We start from the raw sequence: 22,320 nt of genomic DNA, 5'->3' as shown, positions 1-22,320 counted from the left end.
TTTCGAACGAATCTCCCGCGCACGCCTCCCGCGCGGATGATGCTTGTGACACCCTCGCTCTGCAATCGATTCAGTGGCGGCATATCGTTGTACTGGTGGCGGATTTAATTGCATCCAGCACTCATGAGGTAAATTTCTTTGCAACCGGCTGCGAATCGGGACATCTTACACTGTGTGTATGATTATCAGGTACACATTTCTGAGGTGGCACTTGCCTTCGAGCACTCGGTTCGTTCTCGCTATTCACGTGCTGGCATCGCTTGCGGTGACTGACGGGAAGCCTATGCGCTCGGAGGATCTGGCCTTCAGTGTCAACACGAACGCTACGTTTATTCGCTCGCTACTGTCTCGGCTGCAAGAGGCAGGCCTGACGACATCTCAGCTGGGCACTGGCGGCGGAGCGTTGCTGGCCAAGGCTGCCAAGAAGATTCGTCTGTTGGACGTCTACCGTGCGGTCGAAGATGGGGAGATTTTTGCTTTTCATCGGCAGGGCCCAAATGAGTCCTGCGTCGTCGGGAAGAACATTCAAGCTGCTATGCTCCCTTCCTTAGATCGGGCGACAAGAGCGCTTGAACAGCAGTTATCGTCGGTAACCATCGCCGACATCGCCGAAGAAGTAGCCCGTTTGGGGAAGTTCAACATTCCCTGGAAAGGTTGTTGATTATTTTTGTCCTTATATGTATGTGTGGCACTAACACACAATCATATCTCTCCCAACGATGTCTGGCATCCATAACAACTCATGATTGGAGAAGACAGCAATGAAGTTCATTGAAGCCCCTCAATTTGGTGGGCCAGAAGTGCTCACTGTAGTCGAAACAGAAACTCCCACGCCAGGCGAAGGCATGTTGTTGGTTGACGTGAAGGCTGCAGGCCTCAACTATGCAGACATCATGGCTCGGTCCGGCTTCTACCCACAGGTCCCGAAGGCGCCATTCGCATTGGGATTTGAGATTGCAGGCGTGGTGACAGACGTTGGTAAGAGTGTTGAGGGCTTTAAGGAGGGCGATTCAGTTGCCGCGATCACGTTGGCAGGTGGCGGTTATGCGACACATGCGATGATCCCCGCTGCGACGGCAATCCCGCTCCCTACCGGTTTCAATCATGCACTCGCTGTCGCGCTGCTTGTGCAGGGTCTCACGGCCTACATCCTTCTTGACGAAGCCAGGGTCAAAGAGGGTGATGCCGTGCTGATCGCCGCAGCTGGCGGAGGTCTTGGGAACATCGCAGTTCAGCTGGCGAAAGCAAGGGGCGCAAAGGTCATCGGGCTTACCTCAAGGTCAAAGTTCGAGCTGGTGAAGAATCTTGGAGCCGATCACGTTGCAGACTACGAAGAAGCCGGTTGGGCCGCCACGATCAAAGACAAGATCGGAGAGAAAGGAATTCAGGTCTACCTGGACTCGATCGGTGATCTTGCGACGGAGGCCTTCCCGCTGCTCGGTCAGTTTGCTCAGTGGATCATCTTTGGTGTTCGCTCGAGCGCGCATCATCCGCTTCCCGTTGAATCCATCTTCGCCATGGTAGAGAAAAACATTACACTGCGCGGCTTCAATCTCGAAGGCAGTCTTCAGCTTGTGCCGCAGGCGCTCTCGGCGCTCTTCAAAGCCGTCGCGGAGGGCAGGCTCAAGCTCGAAACCACGAAGTATCCTTTGAGTGAGGCAGTGAAAGTTCATCAACTATTTGAGGCACGCAAGACGACTGGCAAAGTCGTCCTCATCCCGTAGAAGTCGCTTCACCCTCCAGCATCCGACGCGCGTTGAAAGCTGTTCTGGCAACCTTGGCAAGCACCTCGTTCAAAATGTCTGGGACTCTGATTGAGTCCCAGACTGTCTTAGCGGTCTGCAATGTTCGCAACCGAGATTAGGACATCGTCCTGAATGAACCGCAACCGCGGTAACGCACCCCTGCGGCGTGGATGAGAGGCAGGGGAGAGGCGGCGAGTAACTCTGGGAGTGGTATCTCAGTGGAGCTCACTGCAGCACCTCTTTTGCGGAGGTGATAGCAGGGCTGGCAGCCTGAGAGCAGGACAGGACGGCGAGTACGATCAGCGGCGGGCAATTGCTGCAGGTGTTGTAGCCGCTGCAGGGGCCAACGCAGGCGCAGAGCTCGCGCGATTGGTCTGCAGTCAATCGAGTGGGCATAAAGGACATAAGAACCTCCGGTTATGATCGTGAACCTCTTCTTCCAGTTATGTATGTGTCCGCGGTCACACACATTTAGGGAATCGGAGATTCTCAGAAGCCTGGCAGTGGCTATCAGGCGTCAGAGGCACAGTGCGGTGATCACGGTTACGAGAAGCACGAAACGGAGACAGTAACGTCAAGGAACAGATGAAGCTCATTCGGAGCGATTAGAGAATCCTGTAGGTTGCGGATAGAGGCGTGACCATAGGCACGCTTTGGCGTAGAGACCCTACCCACCTGAGGTCGGAGTAATCCGAAGCCTGGTCGCAAAGAGTCAGAATCACCGGCGTCCAAGGCAATCGAGGTTGAAGGATGAATGCTAGGGATGGCGGGGATCGAAAACGCGAGGTGATCGTGCAGAACCGTGCAAGCAGAAAACGCTCATTGTCAAAGCCATCGCCTACCATCCACCGCAAACACCAACGTATGCTGCGCAGGGGCGTGGACCCAAACCTCTTCTCATCACAGCAGGTATTTCCGCTGACGGACAAATCCCTGATCCACCAGAAGTCCTCGTCATTTCTGGCTGAGATTTGTTTGTAGGAACTACGCAGCCGTAAAATGCAAAGCTACGACGTTCCAATCGTGAAAATGCCATCCGTTCAGCGAAAAGTTCCGCGAGTCGACTTATCGGTCTCCCCAGAAGATCCTCTTAATCAAGGGGATGCGCAGCAGCGGCTCGCCTCAATTGTTGAACATTCTGACGATGCCATTATCGGCGAATCCATCGACGGAATAGTGACTAGTTGGAACAAAAGTGCTGAAAGAATCTTCGGTTACGATGCTTCTGAGGTGCTTGGCAAACACATCTCTTTATTAGCATGGCCGGGAAATGAAGAGGATATGCCGCGCCTCATTGAAGCGATCCATCGTGGAGAACGGGTCGACCACTACGAGACGATAAGACGTCACAAAGACGGCCGGCAGATTTTCGTGTCGCTGACATTGTCGGGAATTCTCGACGCCGAAGGCAAAGTAGTTGGCATATCGAAAATCTCTCGCGATATTTCAACTCGAAAGGCCGCCGACGAAACGCTTGCTCTACAGGCCCGCCTGTTGGATCAAGTGTATGAGCCGATTCTGGTTCGCACGCTGGATGACCGCATCCTTTATTGGAATAAAGGTGCAGAGCATGTCTATGGGTGGAATGCGGCCGAGGCCGTGGGAAAGATCAGCCGAGAACTCCTCCATACAGAGTTTCTTGAACCAGAGGTATCTGTTCGAAATGTATTGGAGACAGAAGGACATTGGGAGGGGGAACTCTCAAATCGGACCCGCCAGGGTACACGCCGAACAATGCTAAGCCAGTGGAAGAAGCAGCAGGGAATTGCAGGCTGGGAAATACTGGAAACCAGCTTCGATATCACGGAACGCAAGGTTGCGCTCGAACAGCAAGAGCAGACGAGAGCGATGGTCCTTGCGGAAGGCAAGTTTCGCGAGTTGATTGAGCATGCTCCGGATGCGATTCTTCAGGTCGATCCCAACGGAAGAATCCTTGTGGCCAATCACACTGCAGAACTCATGTTTGGCTATACACGTAAGGAACTACTCGGAAACAACGTCGACATTCTCGTTCCGGCGATGGTTCGGAGCCGCCATATGGAACACAGGGCCTCTTTTGCGAGGTCGCCGCAGTTGCGACCGATGGGCCGCGGCATGGAACTATCCGCTTTGCGAAAAGATGGCCTGGAGATTCCAGTAGAGATCAGTCTTAGCCCATCTCGCGAGGAAGGTGGCATTAACGTCACGGCAGTCGTTCGTGACGTCAGTGAACGCAGACAATCAGAGAAGGAGATGCGTTCTCTCCAGGAAAATTACATGGCGGAGTTGGAAGCTCGGCAAAAAGAGGCCGAACGGCTCAATCAATTGAAGAGCGAGTTCCTGGCAAGCATGAGTCATGAGCTTAGAACTCCGCTTCACACTATCATCGGCTTTGCGGAATTGCTGGGCGAAGACGGTGACGGATCGTTGAACGACAGACAAAAGCGCTTTCTTCAACATATCCAGGAGGACTCGGAGCACCTTCTGGGTTTGATCAACGACGTGCTGGATTTAAGCAAGATCGAGGCGGGTGCCATGTCACTCCGGATCGAACATATCTCTCTTGCGGATGCAATCTCCGATGCCGTTAATGCGATCCGTCCTCGCGCAGCCATGAAGTCCCTTACATTGGAGAGCCGCAGCACATTCGTAGGATTGATTGCGGTCGACCCGATGCGCCTGAAGGAGGTGTTCTATAACCTGTTGAGCAACGCAGTAAAATTCACGCCGGAGGGCGGCAATATCACCCTGGAAACAGAAGAGGATGGCCAATTTGTGCGTGTCACAGTCGCTGATTCGGGAATTGGCATTGCGGCTGACCAAATCGAGCAGATCTTTGAAAAGTTTTATCAGGTAGGGTATGCCACGAGCGGTGTTAGGGAGGGAACCGGCTTAGGGTTAGCGATTTGCAAGCGTTTGATTGAAATGCATGGCGGCTCAATTTGGATTGAGAGTGCCCCAGGTTGCGGAAGCCGTTTCCATTTTACTGTTCCCACTGTGTGATGGAAATCACCAAAGAGATTGCATCTTCTATGCGACACTTTGAAGCTGAAAGTACAAAGTGTGGCTATCATGCAAGATTGTGAAGTTCCCAGGTCTGGGCAAGTCATCTTGATTGCTGACGATAAACAGAGCAATCGTGAACTGCTCCGCGCCATCCTCGAACATGCTAACTATGTCGTGGTTGAAGCCGCGGATGGGGAGGAAGCCCTTCTGACGGCTTCTGAATCCAGCCCCCATCTGGTAATTCTTGATATTCACATGCCAAAACGGGATGGCTTTGGCGTGTTGGAGGAGTTGCGCAAAGATCCGATTCTTCACGCGGTGCCAATCATGGCCCTGACAGCAAGCGCGTCCTTCAGTGAACAGGACCGAATTATGGATTCCGGCTTTGACGCATGCTTTGTCAAGCCGATCGGACCTGCAAGACTGCGGGAAGTGGTAGCTTCTTTGCTACTGAATCGGAATCAGCCATTTAAGTCAGCGGTATCGGTTGATGGTCGAGACCATGCTTTTTCATCTTGTAGCGGAGCGCATCCCGACCTATCCCTAAGCGACGAGCCGCCCGGGACTGATTTCCATGTGACACGGCAAGGGCACGGATGACAAGTTCCCGTTCTTGAGCAGCGAGTTCGGAAAGACCGTCGTCTGAATCCGCCATCCTCGCTGCCAGACGTGTGGTCGATGTGTCGGAGACTCCATTTCGATGAATCCCACCCAGATCAGAGCCTTCTAAGAGCCGCTCCGGCAAGTCCTGCACGTCGATCCGATTGCCAGTTGTCATCATGCAGGCGTGGCCGATCGCATGTTCCAGCTCCCGCACATTTCCAGGCCAGGAATAGCGCTCCAACAGAAGCATGGCGCGAGGCACTACACCGTCGATCGTCTTGCCATATTCTTCAGAAAAGCGTTGCACGAAATGCCTGACAAGGAGTGGCAGGTCTTCTTTTCTTTCCCCCAGGCTAGGCGCGGCGATCTCAACCATCGAGAGACGGTAATACAGGTCCTCACGGAAAAGCTTATCCCGGATGGCCTGTGGCAGGTTCTTATGGGTGGCCGCAATAATACGTACATTCACTTTGCGGCCAGCCAGAGAACCCACGCGGGTGATCTCCTGGTTCTGCACAGCGCGTAGCAGTTTGGCTTGGGTCGATAGGGGCATGTCGCCGATTTCGTCAAGGAAAAGCGTGCCTTCATCGGCAAGCTCAAAGAGCCCGGCTTTGTCGCGATCCGCTCCCGTAAACGCGCCGCGAACATGTCCAAACACCTCGCTCTCAAAGAGAGTTTCCACGACAGCGGAACAATTCAAAACGACATATTTCCCCTTGACGCCGCTGAGGCGGTGCAAGGCCTGCGCCAGCAGATCTTTTCCAGAGCCGGTTGGGCCGTTGATGAGAACGGAGCGGTAGTGGGGTGCAATTCTTTGAAGCCTCGCAAAAACCTCCCACATCTGTGGGCTGCGTGCAATCAGGCCTTCAAACCGCACAGCGTCGGAGCCATAGGCATCGGCTTTAACTGCTCGCTGCCGCTGCTGGGCCGCATCCAGTAGGCTGCTTACGCGTTGCCGAAGAAGCGCCAGCTTGACAGGCTTTTCCAGATAGTCGGCGGCTCCTTTTCGTATGGCCTCAACTGCTGTCTCTGTCGTGTAATGGGCTGTCATCAGGATGACATCAATGGCGGGGTCGATCTTCATGGCCCGCTCCAACACCTGTAATCCGTTAAGGCGAGGCATGACCAAGTCGGTGATCACCAGCCGGGGGCGAAGATCTTGAATGAGGGTCAATCCCGCTTCTGGGTCGCTGGCGGTGTGGACGTGGATCCCCTCGCGACTAAGCGCCGCTGAAAGCAGTTCTAGACTGCGAGCATTGTCGTCGATCACAACAAGCTGTACGAGTTCTGCCATGAGCCGCTGCCTCGAGTGGGTGAGCCTATGTTACAGGTCTCGCTCATAGCTGCGCCATATGGCGCAGAGGTCGGGTTTCTTGGCGCAGCAACGCCTTCTATCCGTCACAAAATAGTTTGCTAAGTCATTGAAACAATGGCGTTCGTCCATTTTCTCGGTTTGGCAGTCGGGATGCAATAGGGGACGGTATCCAAGACCGGAGATTAGCCATGAAAAGTTGCCTGAAGTGCCCTCAACGAAGCCAGCACGCATTCTGCCATCTCGGCGAAGACGCGATGGCGTTTATGGAATCTGTATCCATCTCGGCCGAATGCCCACGAGGCGCAACGTTCTTTCGTCAAGGGGATCGATGCGACGCCGTGTATGTCCTTTGCTCCGGCCGCGTAAAGCTCTCGACGACATCGAGTGAGGGCCGGACGATGATTTTCCGAATTGCCGATGCCGGATATGTGCTGGGTTTGAGCGCAATTTTGTCTGAAGGAGTTCACGAGGTGACAGTCGAAGCTCTGGAGCCTTGCCAGGTCAAAGTCATCAACCGGCGTCCTTTTCTGGAGATGCTGGCGAAATATGGTGAAGCAAGTGTCGGCGCAGCAAGAGCTCTTGCCCTGGAATGCTGCAATGGATTCAATGACGTTCGCCGGATTGCGCTTCCCGCCTCTCCAGCGGGACGGGTAGCTCGTCTCCTGCTCGATTGGACCGCAGGGAAGTCACACTCCCAGAGCGCAAAGGGAGTCGCCTTGCCGTTAACTCACGAAGAGATGGCTTCCATGACCTCGACCTCACGCGAAACAGTTACCCGTACTTTAGTCCGCTTCCGGCGCGACAATTTGATCACAATCAAGGGTGTCCTACTCACTGTGGTTCAGCCAGATGTTTTGGAACATCTTTCCGCATGCTAGGTCGGTCGATCACCTTGTTGCAGTGTGCAAAGGCGTTTTCGGTTTGGCTGGAGGTCGACATTGAGATCCCATTCTGTTTCAACGCCTGAAGAACGGAAAGAACCCTTCCTTAGGTGGATCGAGAAATGTCGCGAAGCCGACCAGCGTCATGGCACGTTCGATTGGGACGGCATAGACATCCTGCCTTTCCACTTTTAGTTCCGCGACGCCAAGAGCATGGTAGCCGTGAAGTACGTATTTGAACTTGGAGCGATACAGCTTGAGGGTGACAATTCAATGCCATTGTCCATTTTGACCAAACTAGGGCCGTTGACCCATGCCGCAGGAAATAATTAACGTGAACCGCGATGCCGACAAGAGCGGATGACTCGGCTCGTCATGGAGGAACCCGGGCTGCGCCAGCTGAATCCGGACACTGTAGTTGTTTACGCCGATCCAGAGGAGCTCATCAAACAGGCCGCCCGCGAAGTCAAGGCAGACCTCATCGTAGTTGGATCTCACGGTCCTGGCGGGGTTGAACGTTTGGCTTTGGGGTCAGTTGCGGAAGCCGTGCTGCATCAAGCAACGTGCCCGGTCTTGATAGTCGTGCCAAAGTGTAACGTGCAACAAAATCCGTTCCGCTCGATCCTATTCGCTACCGACCTCAGAACAACCGATTGCGGGGTGCACAATATGCGGCTGGGCTGGCGGAACGTTTCCATGCAAAACTCACTTTTCTTCACGTAGTGATTGGGAAAATCTAGGCCGCCGGGCGTTGAGCTCGAAGTCATTGACAATCGCATGAAACGGGAACTTCAATCCCTTCTTCCAGCTCACGTAGAGCGCTACTGTAAAGCCAAAGTAATTCTCGAGTTCGGTTCTCCAGCCGAAATCATTACATCAGTAGCCCACACGGAGCGCGCCAGCTTGGTTGTTGTTGGACTCAAGGAGCGGGCTCTCGCCGACCATGACCCATCGTCAACCCAGTCGCACGTCATCCGAGAAATCAATTGCGCGGTGTTAGGAGTTCGGGGCCGTCTCTCCTGAAGGCGCCGCTCCGGATCATAGAACCCAGGACGTTTCGTCGCATCAAGGGATCCCAGTTGAGTGTGACGATGGACACAGCACGTGGCGAAAGGGGTACCGGGTCAACTGGCTTTTAATCACTCCGGGATGGGATCGTCTTCTTGTGGATGTCCAACCCGATGAAGTTCATACTGGTCACGAGGAGCCTCCTTGGATGTCTCTGAATCAGCCGCTTCTGCTGAGTTCAGCCCTTGTACACCAAGTGCTCCTCAGCCCAACGACTTATCCATACAAACAAGTGCCCGATGCGTGGGGCCAACACTGCACAATTGGTTCATTCCCACTTGGAGAATGGGTTCGCAGCGAGATTTGCATTGAAGTATCGGGAATCGCCCGTCACTTCTTGACCGACCCAGCCCGGAAGCGTAATTGATTGACTCTCCTCCTTGAGTTCAACTTCCGCTATGATCAGTCCCCGGTTGTCGCCCTCGAACTCGTCGATTTCCCACACGAGGCCTTCGTTCGAGACGCGATACCGGGTCTTTTCAATCAGCGGCCGCTCGCAAAGCCGATCAAGCATCTCAATTGCGTCGGCAAGCGGGATTTCATACTCATACTCGGACCGGGTTGCGCCGACACTCATTCCCTTGATAGTGATGAACCCCTTATCCCCTGTCGTACGCACCCGAACCGTACGCTCTTTGACCATGCAGAGATATCCTTGGCGATAGCGTTTACCGCCGCCCTGGCCGCGCCAGGTATTGTCTCTGACTAGAAACTTGCGCTCGATCTCTTTCGCCATGCGATTCTCTCCAGCCTATCGTGATCCAAATTTGCTGCTGCGAATTTACGCTGCCAAATCAGATGGGCTTGATACTCCAAATGCATTTGCGATAAGGGCCAACAGCTTGGGCGAGGACTGCACTGCACCTCCCGAGTACATCAGCATTTGATAAAGCAAGCCGTTAGAGTGGCCGGTGCTCCAGTTCACGAGCCAACTCCCGGCCGATACCCTCGAAATCTCCTTGAATCTGCCGGGCGCGCTCAAGGGCGGCCTGGACATGAGGCAACACGTTCTGAGCGCCAACGTGCTTCAGGAAGTCCGAGCGGGAAATGAGGTCCGACGGCTGATCTCGACCTCCACAGAGCAGAAGAGTTTTACCCACCTTGTGCAGCCGATCGGAGAATTGCTCAATCGCATGGATGCCTGTCGCGTCGAGTGCAGTCATGTTGCGAAGGCGCAGGATCACTACATCCCCCAAATGTGTCAGATCCTTGGTAGCCTCGGCGAGCTTTTCCGTTGTGCCGAAGAGAAAAGGGCCATGAATGCGGAGAATCGTCACATTCGAGGGAATATCTTTGTCCTGCAAAATGTGTGCCTGACCATCCTCAAGGTACTCGCGGGTGACAGGCGCGACGGTCGTTGTTTCTGAAATACGGTAGATATAGAGGAGCGCCGCAAGAGCCATGCCGACTCCGACGGCAACAGTCAGGTCAGCCAGAACGGTCAGAGAAAACGTCGTGATCCAAACGACGACGTCAGTCTTCGAAAGACGAAGGATCGTTCCAATCTCCCGCCACTCCCCCATGTTGTAGGCGACGACGAACAGCACTGCCGCAAGAGTCGACAACGGCACAAAGCGAGCCAACGGCGCCGCGACCAGAAGGATGGCAAGGAGCGTGAGCGCGTGAACCATTCCCGCCACCGGTGTGAGCGCTCCAGAGCGGATATTGGTTGCAGTACGGGCGATCGCCCCCGTAGCAGGTATTCCACCGAACAAAGGAGAAGCTATATTTGCGACGCCTTGGGCGACCAACTCCATATTTGAGTTGTGATGGTCTCCACTCATTCCGTCAGCTACGACCGCTGACAGCAAGCTCTCGACCGCCGCAAGTAAGGCAACCGTGAAGGCAGAAGGGAGCAAGGGCAGAATATGCGCAGCCTGGAAGTTAGGCAGAGCAAAATGAGGAAAGCCTTGAGGAATGCCGCCGAACTTGCTTCCAATCGTCTCTATTGGCAAATGAAAACCGGCGACCGCAGCCGTTGACAACAGAAGCGCAATGATCGAGCCAGGCACTCGCTTCGTTAGTCGCGGCCATAGCAGGATGATGGCGAGCGAGGCCACGGCGACCGCTACGGTCTGCCATCGCGTCGTCCCTACGCAGTGCACAAGCATCTTAATCCGCGCCAGGAACTCACTGGGGACTGAAGGGGTAGTAAGCCCGAGAAAGTCCTTGATCTGAGTCGATGCGATCAGAAGTGCAATTCCATTGGTGAACCCGATGGTCACTGGCCGAGGAATGTACTTGACTGCCGTTCCCAAGCCGGTGAAACCCATGATCAGCAGCAGGATGCCAGCCATGATTCCGACCAGTGCCAGACCACCCAAACCGAACTTCACGACGATGCCGGCGACAATGACAACGAAAGCACCAGTAGGCCCCCCGATCTGCGTGCGAGACCCACCGAGCGCAGAGATAAGGAAACCAGCAACGACGGCTGTGTAAAGACCGGCCTGCGGTGGAACGCCGGATGCGATTGCGAAGGCCATGGCTAACGGCAGCGCGACCAGGCCAACGGTCAATCCAGCGATGAGATCCTGTGTGAATTGCTTGACGGTGTAGCTGCGCAGACATTCTACAGAGCGGGGGAGCCACCGTTGAGCAAGCGTCATAGGGCTGTTTCCAGCGGCTTTTCCATCTCGTCCAGCATCCCCAATGACTCCTTGAGATGGGAATGGAAGTAGGTACGCATCAGGGTTAAGACTTCGATAATGATGGGATCGCGAACCGAGTAGAAGACCTGGTTTCCGGACTTACGATTGGTGACCAATTGTTTGGCACGCAGCACCGCCAGGTGTTGGGAGACATTGGCTTGCTCCATCCCCAACTTGTCGATGAGGACGCCGGCAGACAATTCGCCACTGCTCAAAAACTCAAGAATGGCAATGCGAGTTGGGTGGGCGAGCGCTTGGAAGATGTCAGCTTTAAATCGACGAAGTGAATCTTGCATGCTCGAATATTACCGTATTCGCATATTATGCTTCAATAAGGCGCTGGCCATAACCCACTGCGTTAGTTTTGCCGAAAATCCTCTCTGTCACGGCAGGGGTCTGCCTGTGGCCGCAAATCACTAGCAGAAATTTCCTTCTCAATCGCTACAGCCGTGCGCTATCCGGCGCAGATGGTCATCACCGGACAGTTCGCTGTCATCAAGACTTGCCCTACTGTGCCTTCCACCAAATGGGGATACCAGGAGGAACTGGGTCTTGCTCCAAGGACGATGAGATCGGCTTTGACTTTATTGGCAAGGTCGAGAATTTGCGGTGCCACTGCTCCGTCCTCCACCACGCAAACGGGATTGTAGCAGTCGTACCTGAACCGCGGTCCAAGCCTTTCCAGAGCAGCTTCAAACTTCAGCTTCTGACCCAGAGAGTCGGACATACCTTTGATTGAGAAATCCATGACATGACAGAGAAAGATCTTTGCAACGCTGTCTTGGGCGAAGCTCAGTGCTACACCCGCCTCCATGGGGGCATGGGAACTGAAATTGGTCGCAAACACGATCGTGCGAAAGGACAGTCCTTTGCCAGAGGCTATCTTCGCTTTTGGGCCTACGGTCAAAACCGGGCAGTTCGCATGCCTGATGATTCCTTCGGCACATGATCCTAGAATCGCTTTGCTCAGGCCATGACGGGCCCGCGTACCTGCAACAATGAGATCGGCTTGTAGTTCTTTCGCGAGCCCGACAAGCGCAGCAGACGGATTATGAGCCTCCAAAGTATGCGCCGTAGTCCGGATCCCTGCGGATGTCATATCGTTCAGAAGGCGTTCCTGATTTTCAGTACTGGCGTGACGCATCTCGTCGAGTGGTGTCCCGACTAGAGCTTCCTCAGAACGAGTGGAAACCGACAGATCGATGACGTGGGCAAGTGTCAGGCTCGAAGAAAACCGCCGGGCCAAATCCCTTGCGTAACCTGTCGCTCTATTGGAAGCAGGCGAAAAGTCTGTCGCCAAGACAATCCTGGCTAAAGTAAGTCCAATTTGATCGTCGACTACGGTCATGTGCCACCTCGATACCCAGAATTGGAACATCTACACCGATTAGGTCTTATTTAGCTTTAGCGGCGCGTCTTCGGTCGCTAACATTCAAGTCGCCAAACGCCAGTCAGGCAAGAGAGTTCGCCCAAAGCGTAACGAGTGAAGTTTCAGCCATGCCGACTGATAATGCTGTGACCAAAATCACAGAGATTGCTTTTCAACCTGCGTAGAACCGTTGATGAGATCTTGCGAAACTTTATATGCCGGTCTACTGGGATAATCGGATTGAGCCTTTCGCCTCGCGTGATGATCGGAATCTCTGGGCAGTAGGAAACAGCAGCTTATGCATGTTGATGTCTCCGTTTACTTCGGAAGCATGTTCCGAAGAGGCGAAGGGCAAGCTTACAAATCGTGCGAACTCGGTGTAGCAGTTGAATGGGGAGCCCCGCTTTGAAAGAAGCGGCAGACTAATCATGCCCCAGGCAATCAGTAAAGCAACGGGGCTGCAGGAAGTCTCGAAGATACTTCGCTTCTCACTCCACAATGCCGTCGCCATCGGGGACGCCGAGAACGATCATGTTCTTTCGGGGTCAGGACCAAGGGCCGTGGCTGAGTATCTCAAAATGCTCACTAACAGCCAGCGGATTCCGCCCTCGCTGCGAACGCATAGACGGCTCGCGTTGGGATATACCGATTCCGGTCGCCCATTTACGCTGGAAGTCCGTGGCCGCACGATGTTGGTGGCCGGGGACACGAAATCTGGAAAGTCATGGGCAACAGGTCTCCTTTGCGAGCAATTGATTCTCTACGGCGACTCCTTACTTATTGTTGATCCGGAAGGAGACTATACGTCGCTAGAGGCTCTCCCAGGTGTGGTTGTGTACGGAGGAGCTGATCCACTGCCTCGCCCTCGTGAGCTAATGAGAGCTTTGCGGCACGCTGACGTTAGCGTAGTGATCGATCTTTCGCATACTTCGCATAATCATCAAGTGGACTACGTACGGAATCTTCTATGGGCAATGGCGACCCTTAGAACGCAGACCGGATTGCCTCATAGAATCATCGTCGATGAGGCACACTATTTTTTGCACAGTCAGGACGCTTCGGATTTGCTGGATCTGGAGTTGGGGGCCTACGTACTAGTTAGTTATCGGGCCTCGTGGCTCCATCCCGCTATTCTGTCAAGCGCCGAGGCAATTGTCGTAACGCGCGAATCAGATCCCAGCGAGATAGTCGCTCTCCGAAAACTCCCTGGGCTCTGCCATGATGAGCTGAGCGAAGGAGCATGGATCGAGTTGTTGGGAAATCTGGCTGTCGGTGAAGCGGCTGTACTACCGCTGACCACAGAAACAGGGGGCTGCATAATCAGACTCCATCTCGCTCCCCGTCTCACCCCGCATGTTCGCCATTTGGCGAAGTACATCGATATTCCTGTTTCCGAAAAAGATCAATTTGTCTTTTGGCGAGGGAAGTCTCCTTCCGGAGAACGAGCCCGCACACTGCGCGAATTCGTCTCAGTACTTGAGAAGCTGCCGCGTTCTGAATTGAATGGCTATTTGCAGAGAGGAGACTTTTCACGATGGATCGCCGATGTGTTCGGTGACCACCCTCTGGCTAAAACCGTGCAAATCCTCGAGCATGCCTACCGAACGGAGAACGCTCCCGAGATCCTGCCAAACCTGGTTGAGGCGATTCGGACGAGGTATGACTTCATCGATCCCCTGTTACCGAGGTCGTCGAAGCGGCTGGTGGACGGAGCCGATCGATCGTCTGTCGGGGTCGATAGGGGTGAAGAGAATCAATAACAGCGTTGATAAAGGACCGCCAGCCTCAGACTCATTCAAGAACAAAAATACATCCGACGGCTACCTTTGGGCATGACACGGGCCTGAGCTGTTTCGCTACTTCTAAATAATGCAATTTGCCATTCTTTGAATCAGCTTCTAGTCATCCTATTTTCAGCGGCTTCTACGCTAATTCACCACTTTCCAAGAGTGACGAGCGTCACAGCGCCATCTGGGGAGGGGAATACATTGAGATGGAACAGCGAGGATAGGTCTCCTCGCGCTATTGGCAAACAGAGGAAACTTATGCCTACGCGGTCGATTTCCGAGCAAATTCAAGGCTTGAGGCAGCAAAATATCGAGTTTGGTCTGAGAAGACTAGTGGTTGCGTACGACGCTTCGCAGGCATCCGAAAGAGCGCTCAGCGATGCGATTTTCTTAGCACAGAGATTCCATTCAGAGGTTTTGGTCGTACGTGTCCTTGCGCTTACAGAGACAACTCACGAAGAGAATGCACAGAACCACGCCGATCTCAAGACCGTTACAAGCCGCCTTGCCGGAATGAGCATACGGAGCCGGGAAATTGTCCGTGTCGGAATTGTCGGAGACACCTTGTTCAACATCTGCTGTGAGGAGAATGCCGATCTTCTGTTGCTCGGCGCTTACGGTTATGGTCCCCGGGACCGCCGGACCCTAGGATCGACAGCGGAATACCTTCTTCGGGCTATCCCTTGTCCTGTACTGACGTATGGTCCAAGCGTCAGCTCCTCACTCTCGTCTGTAAGCGATAAGGGCCCGATCCTCGTTCCTATCTCGCTTCCATGCGACCGCGTTCAACTACGGATGGCAATTGCGATTACGAAGCTGTTCGGCGCAAAGATTGAGCTTCTGCACGTGGAGGACCCGACGCGCCGTCGGTTCATGAAATCGAAGACAGCCCAGGATCTTGAACATCAATGTGAAAGCTTAGCGTTGCAACTTCGACATGATGGTGTCCAACTTGAGTGGTCGCTCCGTTATGGCAAACCAGATGAGCTCATCGATGCTCGAAGCCGTGAGGTAGACAGTCCTTTCATTCTCATGCCTCTCAAGCGGGGTGACCGACTCTCTTCGATCGCATCGGACAACGTGGCGGCTCACGTGATCCGATGTTCGAGGCTCGCGATCATGACCTATGGAGTGGAATAGTCCAAGCGTGGTCGCGCTCTTCGGAGTGTGTCTGTACCTGTTTTTGTGCCTTACCCTTCATGGGCCGACTTCGTCCATAAAAGCCTTCCGTTCAGCCGCAACGTGTCGATCATGAGGATGATCCAAGAGTTATTCATAAGGTCGGTGCGGCCACGTTTTGCACCAAATCTGGCTGCCGAAACGACGCCCATCTAAAATTGGCTGGAGCTGGAGGCTGGGGCTACGCCTTTTTCCACTCGAAACTCGACAAAGTGGGATGCGGATCTGCTCTTTATGAAGCTGTGGACCCTATTCGTCACACCCTCGAACGGGGGCACCGACTAAATGACAGTCTACCAGTCGTTCAGAAAACACGACCTTGCAACTTGATGCCCGGATGAACCGTCCATTAGAAAAGGATCAGTTCTCGTATCTCACTCTCGATCTCTCAGAGGCTCCATGGCAAAACATCCAACCGACCCGAAAATTGAGGTTCCTTCAGCAGTCGATTCGGAGTCTTATCCCGATTCGGATGCCGTAGCTCCGCCCTCTGAGGCCACCCCGAACAACCGCCTCAGTCGCCGTTCCTTCCTCTCACACCTCGGAGCCGCCGGTCTTGTTGCCGCCGCGCCTCCGGCACTCGCATCAACGTCGGCCTCGCAAGCCCCTCCACCAGGCGCGACAGAAGAAGCCCTAACTGAGGGTAGAGTAGCCCTCAATCTAAGGGTCAACGGACAGTCCCACTCTCTTCAACTTGACCCGCGTACTACTCTGCTCGACTGCCTCCGCGAGAACCTTGAGCTGTCCGGTACGAAGAAAGGCTGTGATCACGGTCAATGCGGAGCATGCACGGTCCACGTTAATGGTCGCCGCGTCAACGCCTGCCTCTCCTTCGCCGTTATGCATAGGAACGATGAGATCACAACGATCGAAGGTATCGGTCAGCCCGATCATCTCCACCCCATGCAGGTTGCTTTTATCGAGCACGACGGCTACCAGTGCGGCTACTGCACCTCAGGCCAGATCATGTCCGCCGTCGCGGTGCTCAAAGAGAACGTCGGACCCACAGATGCGGACGTCAAGCAGGCGATGTACGGCAACATCTGTCGTTGCGGCGCCTACTCGAACATCGTCGCGGCCGTCCAACAGGTCCGCCATAGCAGCTCCTAAGCCTCGCAGCAAGAAACCATCTGGAGTCGAAACATGGATAGCTTCACCTTCACGCAACCAACCACCGTCGATCAAGCTATACAGGCTGCCGCCAAGTCCGCGACAGCCCAGCAGGGCGCTCAGATCCGCTTCATCGCCGGGGGCACTACGCTGGTCGATCTCATGAAGCTCAACATCGAGCGTCCACATGAGATCGTCGACATTAATATTCTTCCTCTTGATCGTGTCGAGCCCAGCCCCGACGGCGGCCTGATCATCGGGGCCCTGGCCCGTAACTCCGATGTCGCTCATCATCCCATAGTCCTTCGTGACTACCCGGTTCTCTCGCAGGCCCTCTTATCCGGCGCTTCACCGCAGTTGCGTAACATGGCCACCACCGGCGGCAATCTTCTTCAACGTACACGTTGCGTTTACTTCCGCGACACAGCCCACGCCTGCAATAAGCGAGAGCCCGGCACCGGGTGTTCAGCCATCGGTGGCCACAACCGGATGCTTGCAATCCTCGGCACCAGCAAGGACTGCATTGCAACGAACCCCTCCGACCAGAATGTTGCGCTTACCGCGCTCGAAGCCACGATCCAGATCCAGGGCCCCCACGGCAAGCGCAGCATTCCTATCCATGACTTCTACCTGGTTCCTGGCTCCACTCCCAACCGTGAGAATGTTTTAGAGCCTGGCGAGATCATCACCAGTGTCACGCTGCCTCCGCCGATAGCTGGCGCTAACTTCACCTACCTCAAGCTTCGCGACCGCGCAGCCTACGAGTTCGCACTCGCATCCGCCGCCATTGTCATGCAGGTCTCGGGCGGAAAGATACAACACATCCGCGTCGCACTGGGGGCGTAGGTACAAAACCCTGGCGTTCCATAGAAGCTGAGAAGGCGCTCGAAGGCCAATCCCCGGACCGCTCCACGTTCGTAAAAGCAGCAGAGGCCGCTTTGAGAGACGCCAAGCCCGCCAGCGAGAATGCATTCAAGGTAGAGCTAACGCGTCGCTGCATCGTCCGAGCCCTCGCCATGTCCACCAAGTCAGCGTAGGTAATAGCCGTTCGAACAACCGCAGGAGTATCTCAATGCTATTCAGTGAATTCCTAGAGTTTATCCAAGCCGACAAGGCCGGCCCCAATGGCCACATCCAGGCCTCCACTGCTGAGCCCACTGCAGTGATCGGCGCTTCGCTCTCGCGCGTCGACGGCCCACTCAAGACCACCGGCTCAGCCCGCTACGCCTCAGATTACAACTTCCCCGGAATGGTCTACGCCGTCCCTGTCGGGGCTACCATCGCCTCCGGCAAGATACGCAGCATCGACACCTCATCCGCCGAGAAGATGCCCGGCGTCCTCACGATTCTTCACCATAGCAACTTCGATCACGTCTATCGCAACGCCTCCGGCGGACGCAACAGCGAGCAGCGACCGCCGTTTGAAGATGACACCGTCTACTACTGGGGCCAATACGTCGCACTCGCCATAGCCGAAACCTTCGCGCAGGCGCAGGCAGCCGCAGCCGCCGTCAAGATCGCTTACACACCGGATAAATTCAGCGTCGCCACCGATCTCAGCGACCCCATGCCCACCATCGGCGCACCCGGAGGACCAAGAATACTGAGCCATCGCGGTGACCCCGAAACCGTCTTCGCCTCAGCGCCAGTAAAAATCGACTACACCTACACCACACCTGCCGAGACCCACAACCCGATGGAGATGCATGCCACCGTCGCGGTCTTCGACGGCAAAAAGTTCACCCTCTACGAAAGCTCCCAGGGCGTAATGAACCACCTCAACGTCATGAGCCAGGTACTCGGTGTCCCCAAAGAGAACGTCGAGGTGATCTCCCGCTTTATCGGCTCTGGCTTCGGCGGCAAACTCTTCCCATGGCCTCACTCTGCACTCGCAGCAGTCGCCGCCCGGCGACTCAACCGACCCGTCAAGCTCACGCTCTCACGCAAGATGATGTTTGCCAACGTAGGCCATCGTCCACGCACGCAACAGCGCATGCGTCTCGGCGCGACTCCTGACGGCAAGCTTCTCTCACTCAGCCAGGACTATCGTAACCACACCTCCATCAACGACGACATCCGCGAAAACTGCGGCGAAGCCACACCCTTCCTCTACAGCACCGCCAATCTGCAAGTATCCTCCGCCCTCGTCCGCCGCAACGTCGGCACTCCCACACCCATGCGCGGACCCGGAGCCGTACCCGGCCTCTTCGCCCTCGAGTCAGCCATGGACGAGCTCGCCATCAAGCTCCAAAAGATCCCGTCCAACTCCGCCTCTCGCTCGACACACTCACCGACGAAGAGAAGAACAAACCCTTTTCTTCTCGACACCTCAAAGAGTGTCTCGAAGTGGGCTCCAAAAAGTTCGGTTGGGACAAGCGCACTCCAGCCGTAGGCTCCATGCGCAAAGGCGATCTGATCCTTGGATGGGGCGTCGCCGCCGCTTCATGGTCTGCCGGTCGCGGTGTCTCAGAAGCCTCCGTCAGCCTCAACGTCGACGGCTCAGCCCGCGTGAGCTCTGGCAGTCAGGACCCCGGCACCGGCACCTACACCGTCATCGCTCAGATCGTCAGCGACAAGACCGGTATCCCCGTCAGCCGCATACAATCCGTCCTCGGCAGCAGCTCCCTTCCACCCGGACCTACCTCTGGAGGTTCAACCGCCACCGCCACCATCATTCCCTCCGTCGCCGAAGCCGCCGTCAACGCCATCAAAGTCGTCCTCACCACCGCGGGCTCTGCCAAGGGCTCACCCTTCCTGGGCAAGCAGCCCACCGACCTTGCCATGTCCTCAGGTCGCGTTCACCTCAAAGACCAGACACCTGACTCGGGCGTCCCCTTTCAAGAGATTCTCAAGCTAGCCAATCTCGCCAGCGCCAACGGAGAAGGGAAGACCGGAGGCTACGGCTCCGACACCGACGGCAAGAACTTCTCCAGTCACTCCTTCGGAGCGCAGTTCGTAGAGGTAGAGTGGGATCCAGGCATATGCCACCTCCGCGTCAGCCGCGTGGTCAGTGTCGTCGATGCTGGCCGCATCATCAACGCCAAGACCGCACGGAACCAGATGGCAGGAGCCGTCGTGATGGGTATCGGTATGGGCCTGCTCGAGTCCACCACCTACGATCCCCGCAATGGCCACCCCATCAATGACAACTTCGCCGACTACGTCGTTCCCACCTCTGCCGACCATCCGGAGATCGACGTGACCTTTCTCGACATCCCAGACCCCATGATCGGAGAGTACGGTGCCCGTGGCATCGGCGAGATCGGTCTCGCCGGAATCGCTCCGGCCATCACGGCAGCTGTCTACCATGCGACTGGAGTCCGAGTACGCGATCTTCCGGTCCGCGTCGAAGACCTAATCACAGCCAGAGTTGACATCTAGTCCTGGCAATTCAGCCTTCGAGCTCTGGCCGTCCAGGCGGTCCACCTCTTGGAAGGCGCCGGTGGATCGACGGCATTACCGGAGCCGTCGAAGACATCTCGATATGCAGATTGAAGTGGTTAGGGGTTGTCTTTTCGTTCCGGGCTTACATTCTTGACGTTGGGGAGGGAATGCTTGACCTGCCGATAGCAAATCTCAACCGTCCCAATGAAATTGGGGAGATGAGCCGAGCGTTGCGGACTTTGCAGATTCCTGCTCGCGAGCGGAGAACTTACGCTGGATAAAACCGAGTTGGAGACTTCGACTGCGCGACTACAATCGACGGAAATTTCCCGACATTCGCCAGCGTTCTACATCGCGAATCTCAGAGACGTTAGATCTGCTGTATGGCGCGTTCTACCTGGCTGACGATAGTCGCACGCACTTCGCTCGCATTGGGCGTTCGCAACAGAACGTGTGCTTCAGCGTGGCGCCGCCAGCTGGACACTCATACAAGAGCTGGTCCCTCATCCCGAAGCATTGGTTTCCGCGAAACGCATCGGGCAGAATTAGTGAATCCCTGGGGCAACCACCGCACGCCGCAGCGCTACCGAACCCACCCCTCCCGTAAAAAATCAAAGCTCCCGGTCCCTCGCGGCACAACTCCCCCAACCCGCCGCGTGTGAATCACCTCATTGTTCGGATACCACAGCGGTATCCCCGGCAGCTCCTGCGCAAGAATCTTCTGCACCTCAATATAATCCGCTCTTCTCGCCGTCCGATCCGAGCTTGCGGCAGCCTCGGTCAGCAAAGCGTCGACCCGCGCGTTCGAGTACCGCCCCCGATTCCCACCCTTCGGCGGAAAGCTGCTCGATGCATACGCATACCGAAAGATATCCGGATCTTCATTGCTCCCGATCCATCGCAGCGCATACATCTGAAACGCCCCCTTCGTCACATCCGCATAAAACGTCCCAAACTCCGCCGACCTTATCTCGAGCCGAATTCCCGCCGCCCGCAACTGCTGTTGCAACACGGTCGCCATCAGCCGAGTCGTCTCATCCGTACTCGTCTTTATCGTCAACCGCAGTCGCACACCATCTTTGCCAGCAGGGAAGCCAGCCTCCTCCAACAGCATCTGCGCCCGCGCCACATCATGCGGATACTGCGCCAAATCCGCATCCGCCGCCGCTGCCCAATGTCCGGTCGGCAGCAAAGTCTCAGCCAGCCTAGCCTGCCCTCGCCAGATCGCATCCACAATCGCCTGACGATCCATCGCACAAGCGATCGCCTGTCGCACCCGCTTATCCTTCAATAAAGGATCTGTAACATTGAACGTCACATAAACCACCGGGGACCCAATCCCTGACTCCACCTTCAGGTTCGGCGAACTCTCCAGCGCATGGACCATATCCAGCGTCACCACGTTGCTGGCCAAATCCGCCGATCCCTTCTTCAACTCCAGTGCACTCGTAATGGCATCCGGCACCACTTCAAACCGCACCCTTTCAATTCTTCGCGCGCCATCGGACGTCACCGGCACTCCCGCCCAATAGTCACCGTTGCGTTCAACGATCACCTCTTTATCCTGTACCGCGCTCACAAACCGGAACGCCCCCGACCCCACAGGATGAAGCCCAAAATCCTTCCCGCTCCCACGCGGCACCACACCAAACAAACCATCGCTCACATTGAACAGCAATCCCGCGTCCGGCCTCTTCATATGCACCACAACCGTCAGACGATCCTTCACTTCAACACTATCTACTGCAGCAAAACCACCACCCTTTGCCGTTACAACCGAGCCGTCGATCAAGCTTCGAATCGTGTAAGCAACATCCTCCGCCTCAAGCGGCCTCCCATCATGAAACCGCACGCCATCGCGCAGATGAAACACCCACGTCAAAGGGTCCGTCTGCTCCCAGCTATTCGCCAGCCACGGCTTCAATTCATAGTGTTCATCCTTCTTCACCAGCGCATCGAAGATCAGCCCACCTACTCGCTCCGACTGCGCATCCGCCCCCACCCGCAAGTCCAAATTATTCGGACTACTCTCAAGAATCATTACCACCGAACCCGGCTCTTCCACCCGCGCCCTGCATCCAGTGATAAAAAGACACACGACAAGGAACGTCAGCCAGCCTTCCCAACGCCGAACCTTCGCTCGCCTGTCAACAATCGACTGCACCGCACAAAAAATAGATCGCCCTCGAAGCGCAGCCCCACGTCGCTCAGAGATCATTGTTATCGCCTGAACTCACGCCTTT

At 55.4% G+C, this 22,320-nt stretch carries 20 protein-coding genes and 1 pseudogene; 14 read left to right on the top strand and 7 right to left on the bottom strand.

What is annotated here, in order from left to right:
- Nucleotides 1-211 precede the first annotated feature (211 nt).
- On the top strand, nt 212-661 hold the full coding sequence (locus tag RBB80_RS24240) for an Rrf2 family transcriptional regulator (protein ID WP_433964880.1): 450 nt from the start codon (nt 212-214) through the stop codon (nt 659-661).
- Between the two features lie 100 nt (nt 662-761).
- Complete coding sequence (locus RBB80_RS24235) at nt 762-1,724, top strand: quinone oxidoreductase family protein (protein WP_433964879.1); 963 nt, start codon at nt 762-764, stop codon at nt 1,722-1,724.
- 246 nt (nt 1,725-1,970) lie between these two features.
- On the opposite strand, the gene RBB80_RS24230 is transcribed toward RBB80_RS24235, so the two are convergent.
- Nucleotides 1,971-2,150 carry a hypothetical protein gene (locus RBB80_RS24230; RefSeq protein WP_433964878.1) on the bottom strand — a complete coding sequence of 60 codons (180 nt, stop codon included), beginning with the start codon at nt 2,148-2,150 and terminating at the stop codon, nt 1,971-1,973.
- A gap of 594 nt (nt 2,151-2,744) precedes the next feature.
- On the opposite strand from RBB80_RS24230, the gene RBB80_RS24225 reads away from it, so the two are divergent.
- Entirely contained in the window at nt 2,745-4,727 is a 1,983-nt protein-coding gene (locus RBB80_RS24225; protein ID WP_433964877.1) for a PAS domain S-box protein, read from the top strand.
- A gap of 69 nt (nt 4,728-4,796) precedes the next feature.
- Nucleotides 4,797-5,108 (top strand): annotated as a pseudogene (locus RBB80_RS24220) (response regulator); the annotation flags it as partial.
- A 91-nt stretch (nt 5,109-5,199) separates the two neighbouring features.
- Here RBB80_RS24220 and RBB80_RS24215 read toward each other — a convergent pair.
- The gene (locus tag RBB80_RS24215; RefSeq protein WP_433964876.1) at nt 5,200-6,603 is read right to left on the bottom strand and encodes a sigma-54-dependent transcriptional regulator; all 1,404 of its coding nucleotides are present in this window, start codon (nt 6,601-6,603) and stop codon (nt 5,200-5,202) included.
- Nucleotides 6,604-6,836: 233 nt separating this feature from the next.
- Here RBB80_RS24215 and RBB80_RS24210 point away from each other — a divergent pair, with 233 nt between their 5' ends.
- The 3 genes from RBB80_RS24210 (at nt 6,837) to RBB80_RS24200 (ending at nt 8,552) form a co-directional block, all read left to right on the top strand.
- Complete coding sequence (locus tag RBB80_RS24210; RefSeq protein ID WP_433964875.1) at nt 6,837-7,526, top strand: Crp/Fnr family transcriptional regulator; 690 nt, start codon at nt 6,837-6,839, stop codon at nt 7,524-7,526.
- Nucleotides 7,527-7,889: 363 nt separating this feature from the next.
- Nucleotides 7,890-8,252 (top strand): universal stress protein, encoded by a 363-nt coding sequence (locus tag RBB80_RS24205; protein WP_433964874.1) that lies wholly within the window; start codon nt 7,890-7,892, stop codon nt 8,250-8,252.
- Between the two features lie 3 nt (nt 8,253-8,255).
- Nucleotides 8,256-8,552 (top strand): universal stress protein, encoded by a 297-nt coding sequence (locus tag RBB80_RS24200; RefSeq protein WP_433964873.1) that lies wholly within the window; start codon nt 8,256-8,258, stop codon nt 8,550-8,552.
- Nucleotides 8,553-8,865: 313 nt separating this feature from the next.
- On the opposite strand, the gene RBB80_RS24195 is transcribed toward RBB80_RS24200, so the two are convergent.
- The 4 genes from RBB80_RS24195 to RBB80_RS24180 all read right to left on the bottom strand — a co-directional run bounded on the left by RBB80_RS24195 (nt 8,866) and on the right by RBB80_RS24180 (nt 12,626).
- Nucleotides 8,866-9,333: a CYTH domain-containing protein gene (locus RBB80_RS24195; protein WP_433964872.1), complete on the bottom strand. Its 468-nt coding sequence runs from the start codon at nt 9,331-9,333 to the stop codon at nt 8,866-8,868.
- A gap of 163 nt (nt 9,334-9,496) precedes the next feature.
- Nucleotides 9,497-11,206: a SulP family inorganic anion transporter gene (locus RBB80_RS24190; RefSeq protein ID WP_433964871.1), complete on the bottom strand. Its 1,710-nt coding sequence runs from the start codon at nt 11,204-11,206 to the stop codon at nt 9,497-9,499.
- Complete coding sequence (locus tag RBB80_RS24185; RefSeq protein WP_433964870.1) at nt 11,203-11,544, bottom strand: ArsR/SmtB family transcription factor; 342 nt, start codon at nt 11,542-11,544, stop codon at nt 11,203-11,205. Before RBB80_RS24185 ends, RBB80_RS24190 begins: the two co-directional genes overlap by 4 nt.
- A 158-nt stretch (nt 11,545-11,702) precedes the next feature.
- Nucleotides 11,703-12,626 carry a universal stress protein gene (locus RBB80_RS24180; protein ID WP_433964869.1) on the bottom strand — a complete coding sequence of 308 codons (924 nt, stop codon included), beginning with the start codon at nt 12,624-12,626 and terminating at the stop codon, nt 11,703-11,705.
- Nucleotides 12,627-13,045: 419 nt separating this feature from the next.
- On the opposite strand from RBB80_RS24180, the gene RBB80_RS24175 reads away from it, so the two are divergent.
- The 7 genes from RBB80_RS24175 (at nt 13,046) to RBB80_RS24145 (ending at nt 20,074) form a co-directional block, all read left to right on the top strand.
- A complete protein-coding gene (locus tag RBB80_RS24175) occupies nt 13,046-14,377 on the top strand; it encodes a helicase HerA domain-containing protein (RefSeq protein ID WP_433964868.1) in 1,332 nt (443 codons plus the stop codon).
- Nucleotides 14,378-14,662: 285 nt separating this feature from the next.
- A complete protein-coding gene (locus RBB80_RS24170) occupies nt 14,663-15,544 on the top strand; it encodes a universal stress protein (RefSeq protein WP_433964867.1) in 882 nt (293 codons plus the stop codon).
- A gap of 438 nt (nt 15,545-15,982) precedes the next feature.
- Nucleotides 15,983-16,693 (top strand): (2Fe-2S)-binding protein, encoded by a 711-nt coding sequence (locus RBB80_RS24165; RefSeq protein WP_433964866.1) that lies wholly within the window; start codon nt 15,983-15,985, stop codon nt 16,691-16,693.
- 33 nt (nt 16,694-16,726) lie between these two features.
- A complete protein-coding gene (locus RBB80_RS24160; RefSeq protein WP_433964865.1) occupies nt 16,727-17,539 on the top strand; it encodes an FAD binding domain-containing protein in 813 nt (270 codons plus the stop codon).
- Nucleotides 17,470-17,730 (top strand): hypothetical protein, encoded by a 261-nt coding sequence (locus tag RBB80_RS24155; protein WP_433969847.1) that lies wholly within the window; start codon nt 17,470-17,472, stop codon nt 17,728-17,730. The genes RBB80_RS24160 and RBB80_RS24155 overlap by 70 nt, the downstream gene beginning before the upstream one ends.
- Before the next feature lie 35 nt (nt 17,731-17,765).
- On the top strand, nt 17,766-19,085 hold the full coding sequence (locus RBB80_RS24150) for a xanthine dehydrogenase family protein molybdopterin-binding subunit (protein ID WP_433964864.1): 1,320 nt from the start codon (nt 17,766-17,768) through the stop codon (nt 19,083-19,085).
- Nucleotides 19,040-20,074: a xanthine dehydrogenase family protein molybdopterin-binding subunit gene (locus RBB80_RS24145; RefSeq protein ID WP_433964863.1), complete on the top strand. Its 1,035-nt coding sequence runs from the start codon at nt 19,040-19,042 to the stop codon at nt 20,072-20,074. Before RBB80_RS24150 ends, RBB80_RS24145 begins: the two co-directional genes overlap by 46 nt.
- Before the next feature lie 586 nt (nt 20,075-20,660).
- Here the strand turns inward: RBB80_RS24145 and RBB80_RS24140 are convergent.
- A complete protein-coding gene (locus RBB80_RS24140) occupies nt 20,661-22,295 on the bottom strand; it encodes an ABC transporter substrate-binding protein (RefSeq protein WP_433964862.1) in 1,635 nt (544 codons plus the stop codon).
- Nucleotides 22,296-22,320: the final 25 nt, after the last annotated feature.

Source organism: Tunturiibacter gelidiferens (assembly GCF_051013345.1).
In the GTDB taxonomy this organism is placed as follows: Bacteria; Acidobacteriota; Terriglobia; order Terriglobales; family Acidobacteriaceae; genus Edaphobacter; species Edaphobacter gelidiferens_A.
The sequence above is the reverse complement of the archived record's forward strand: the minus strand, read 5'-3'. Positions and strand labels throughout refer to the sequence as shown.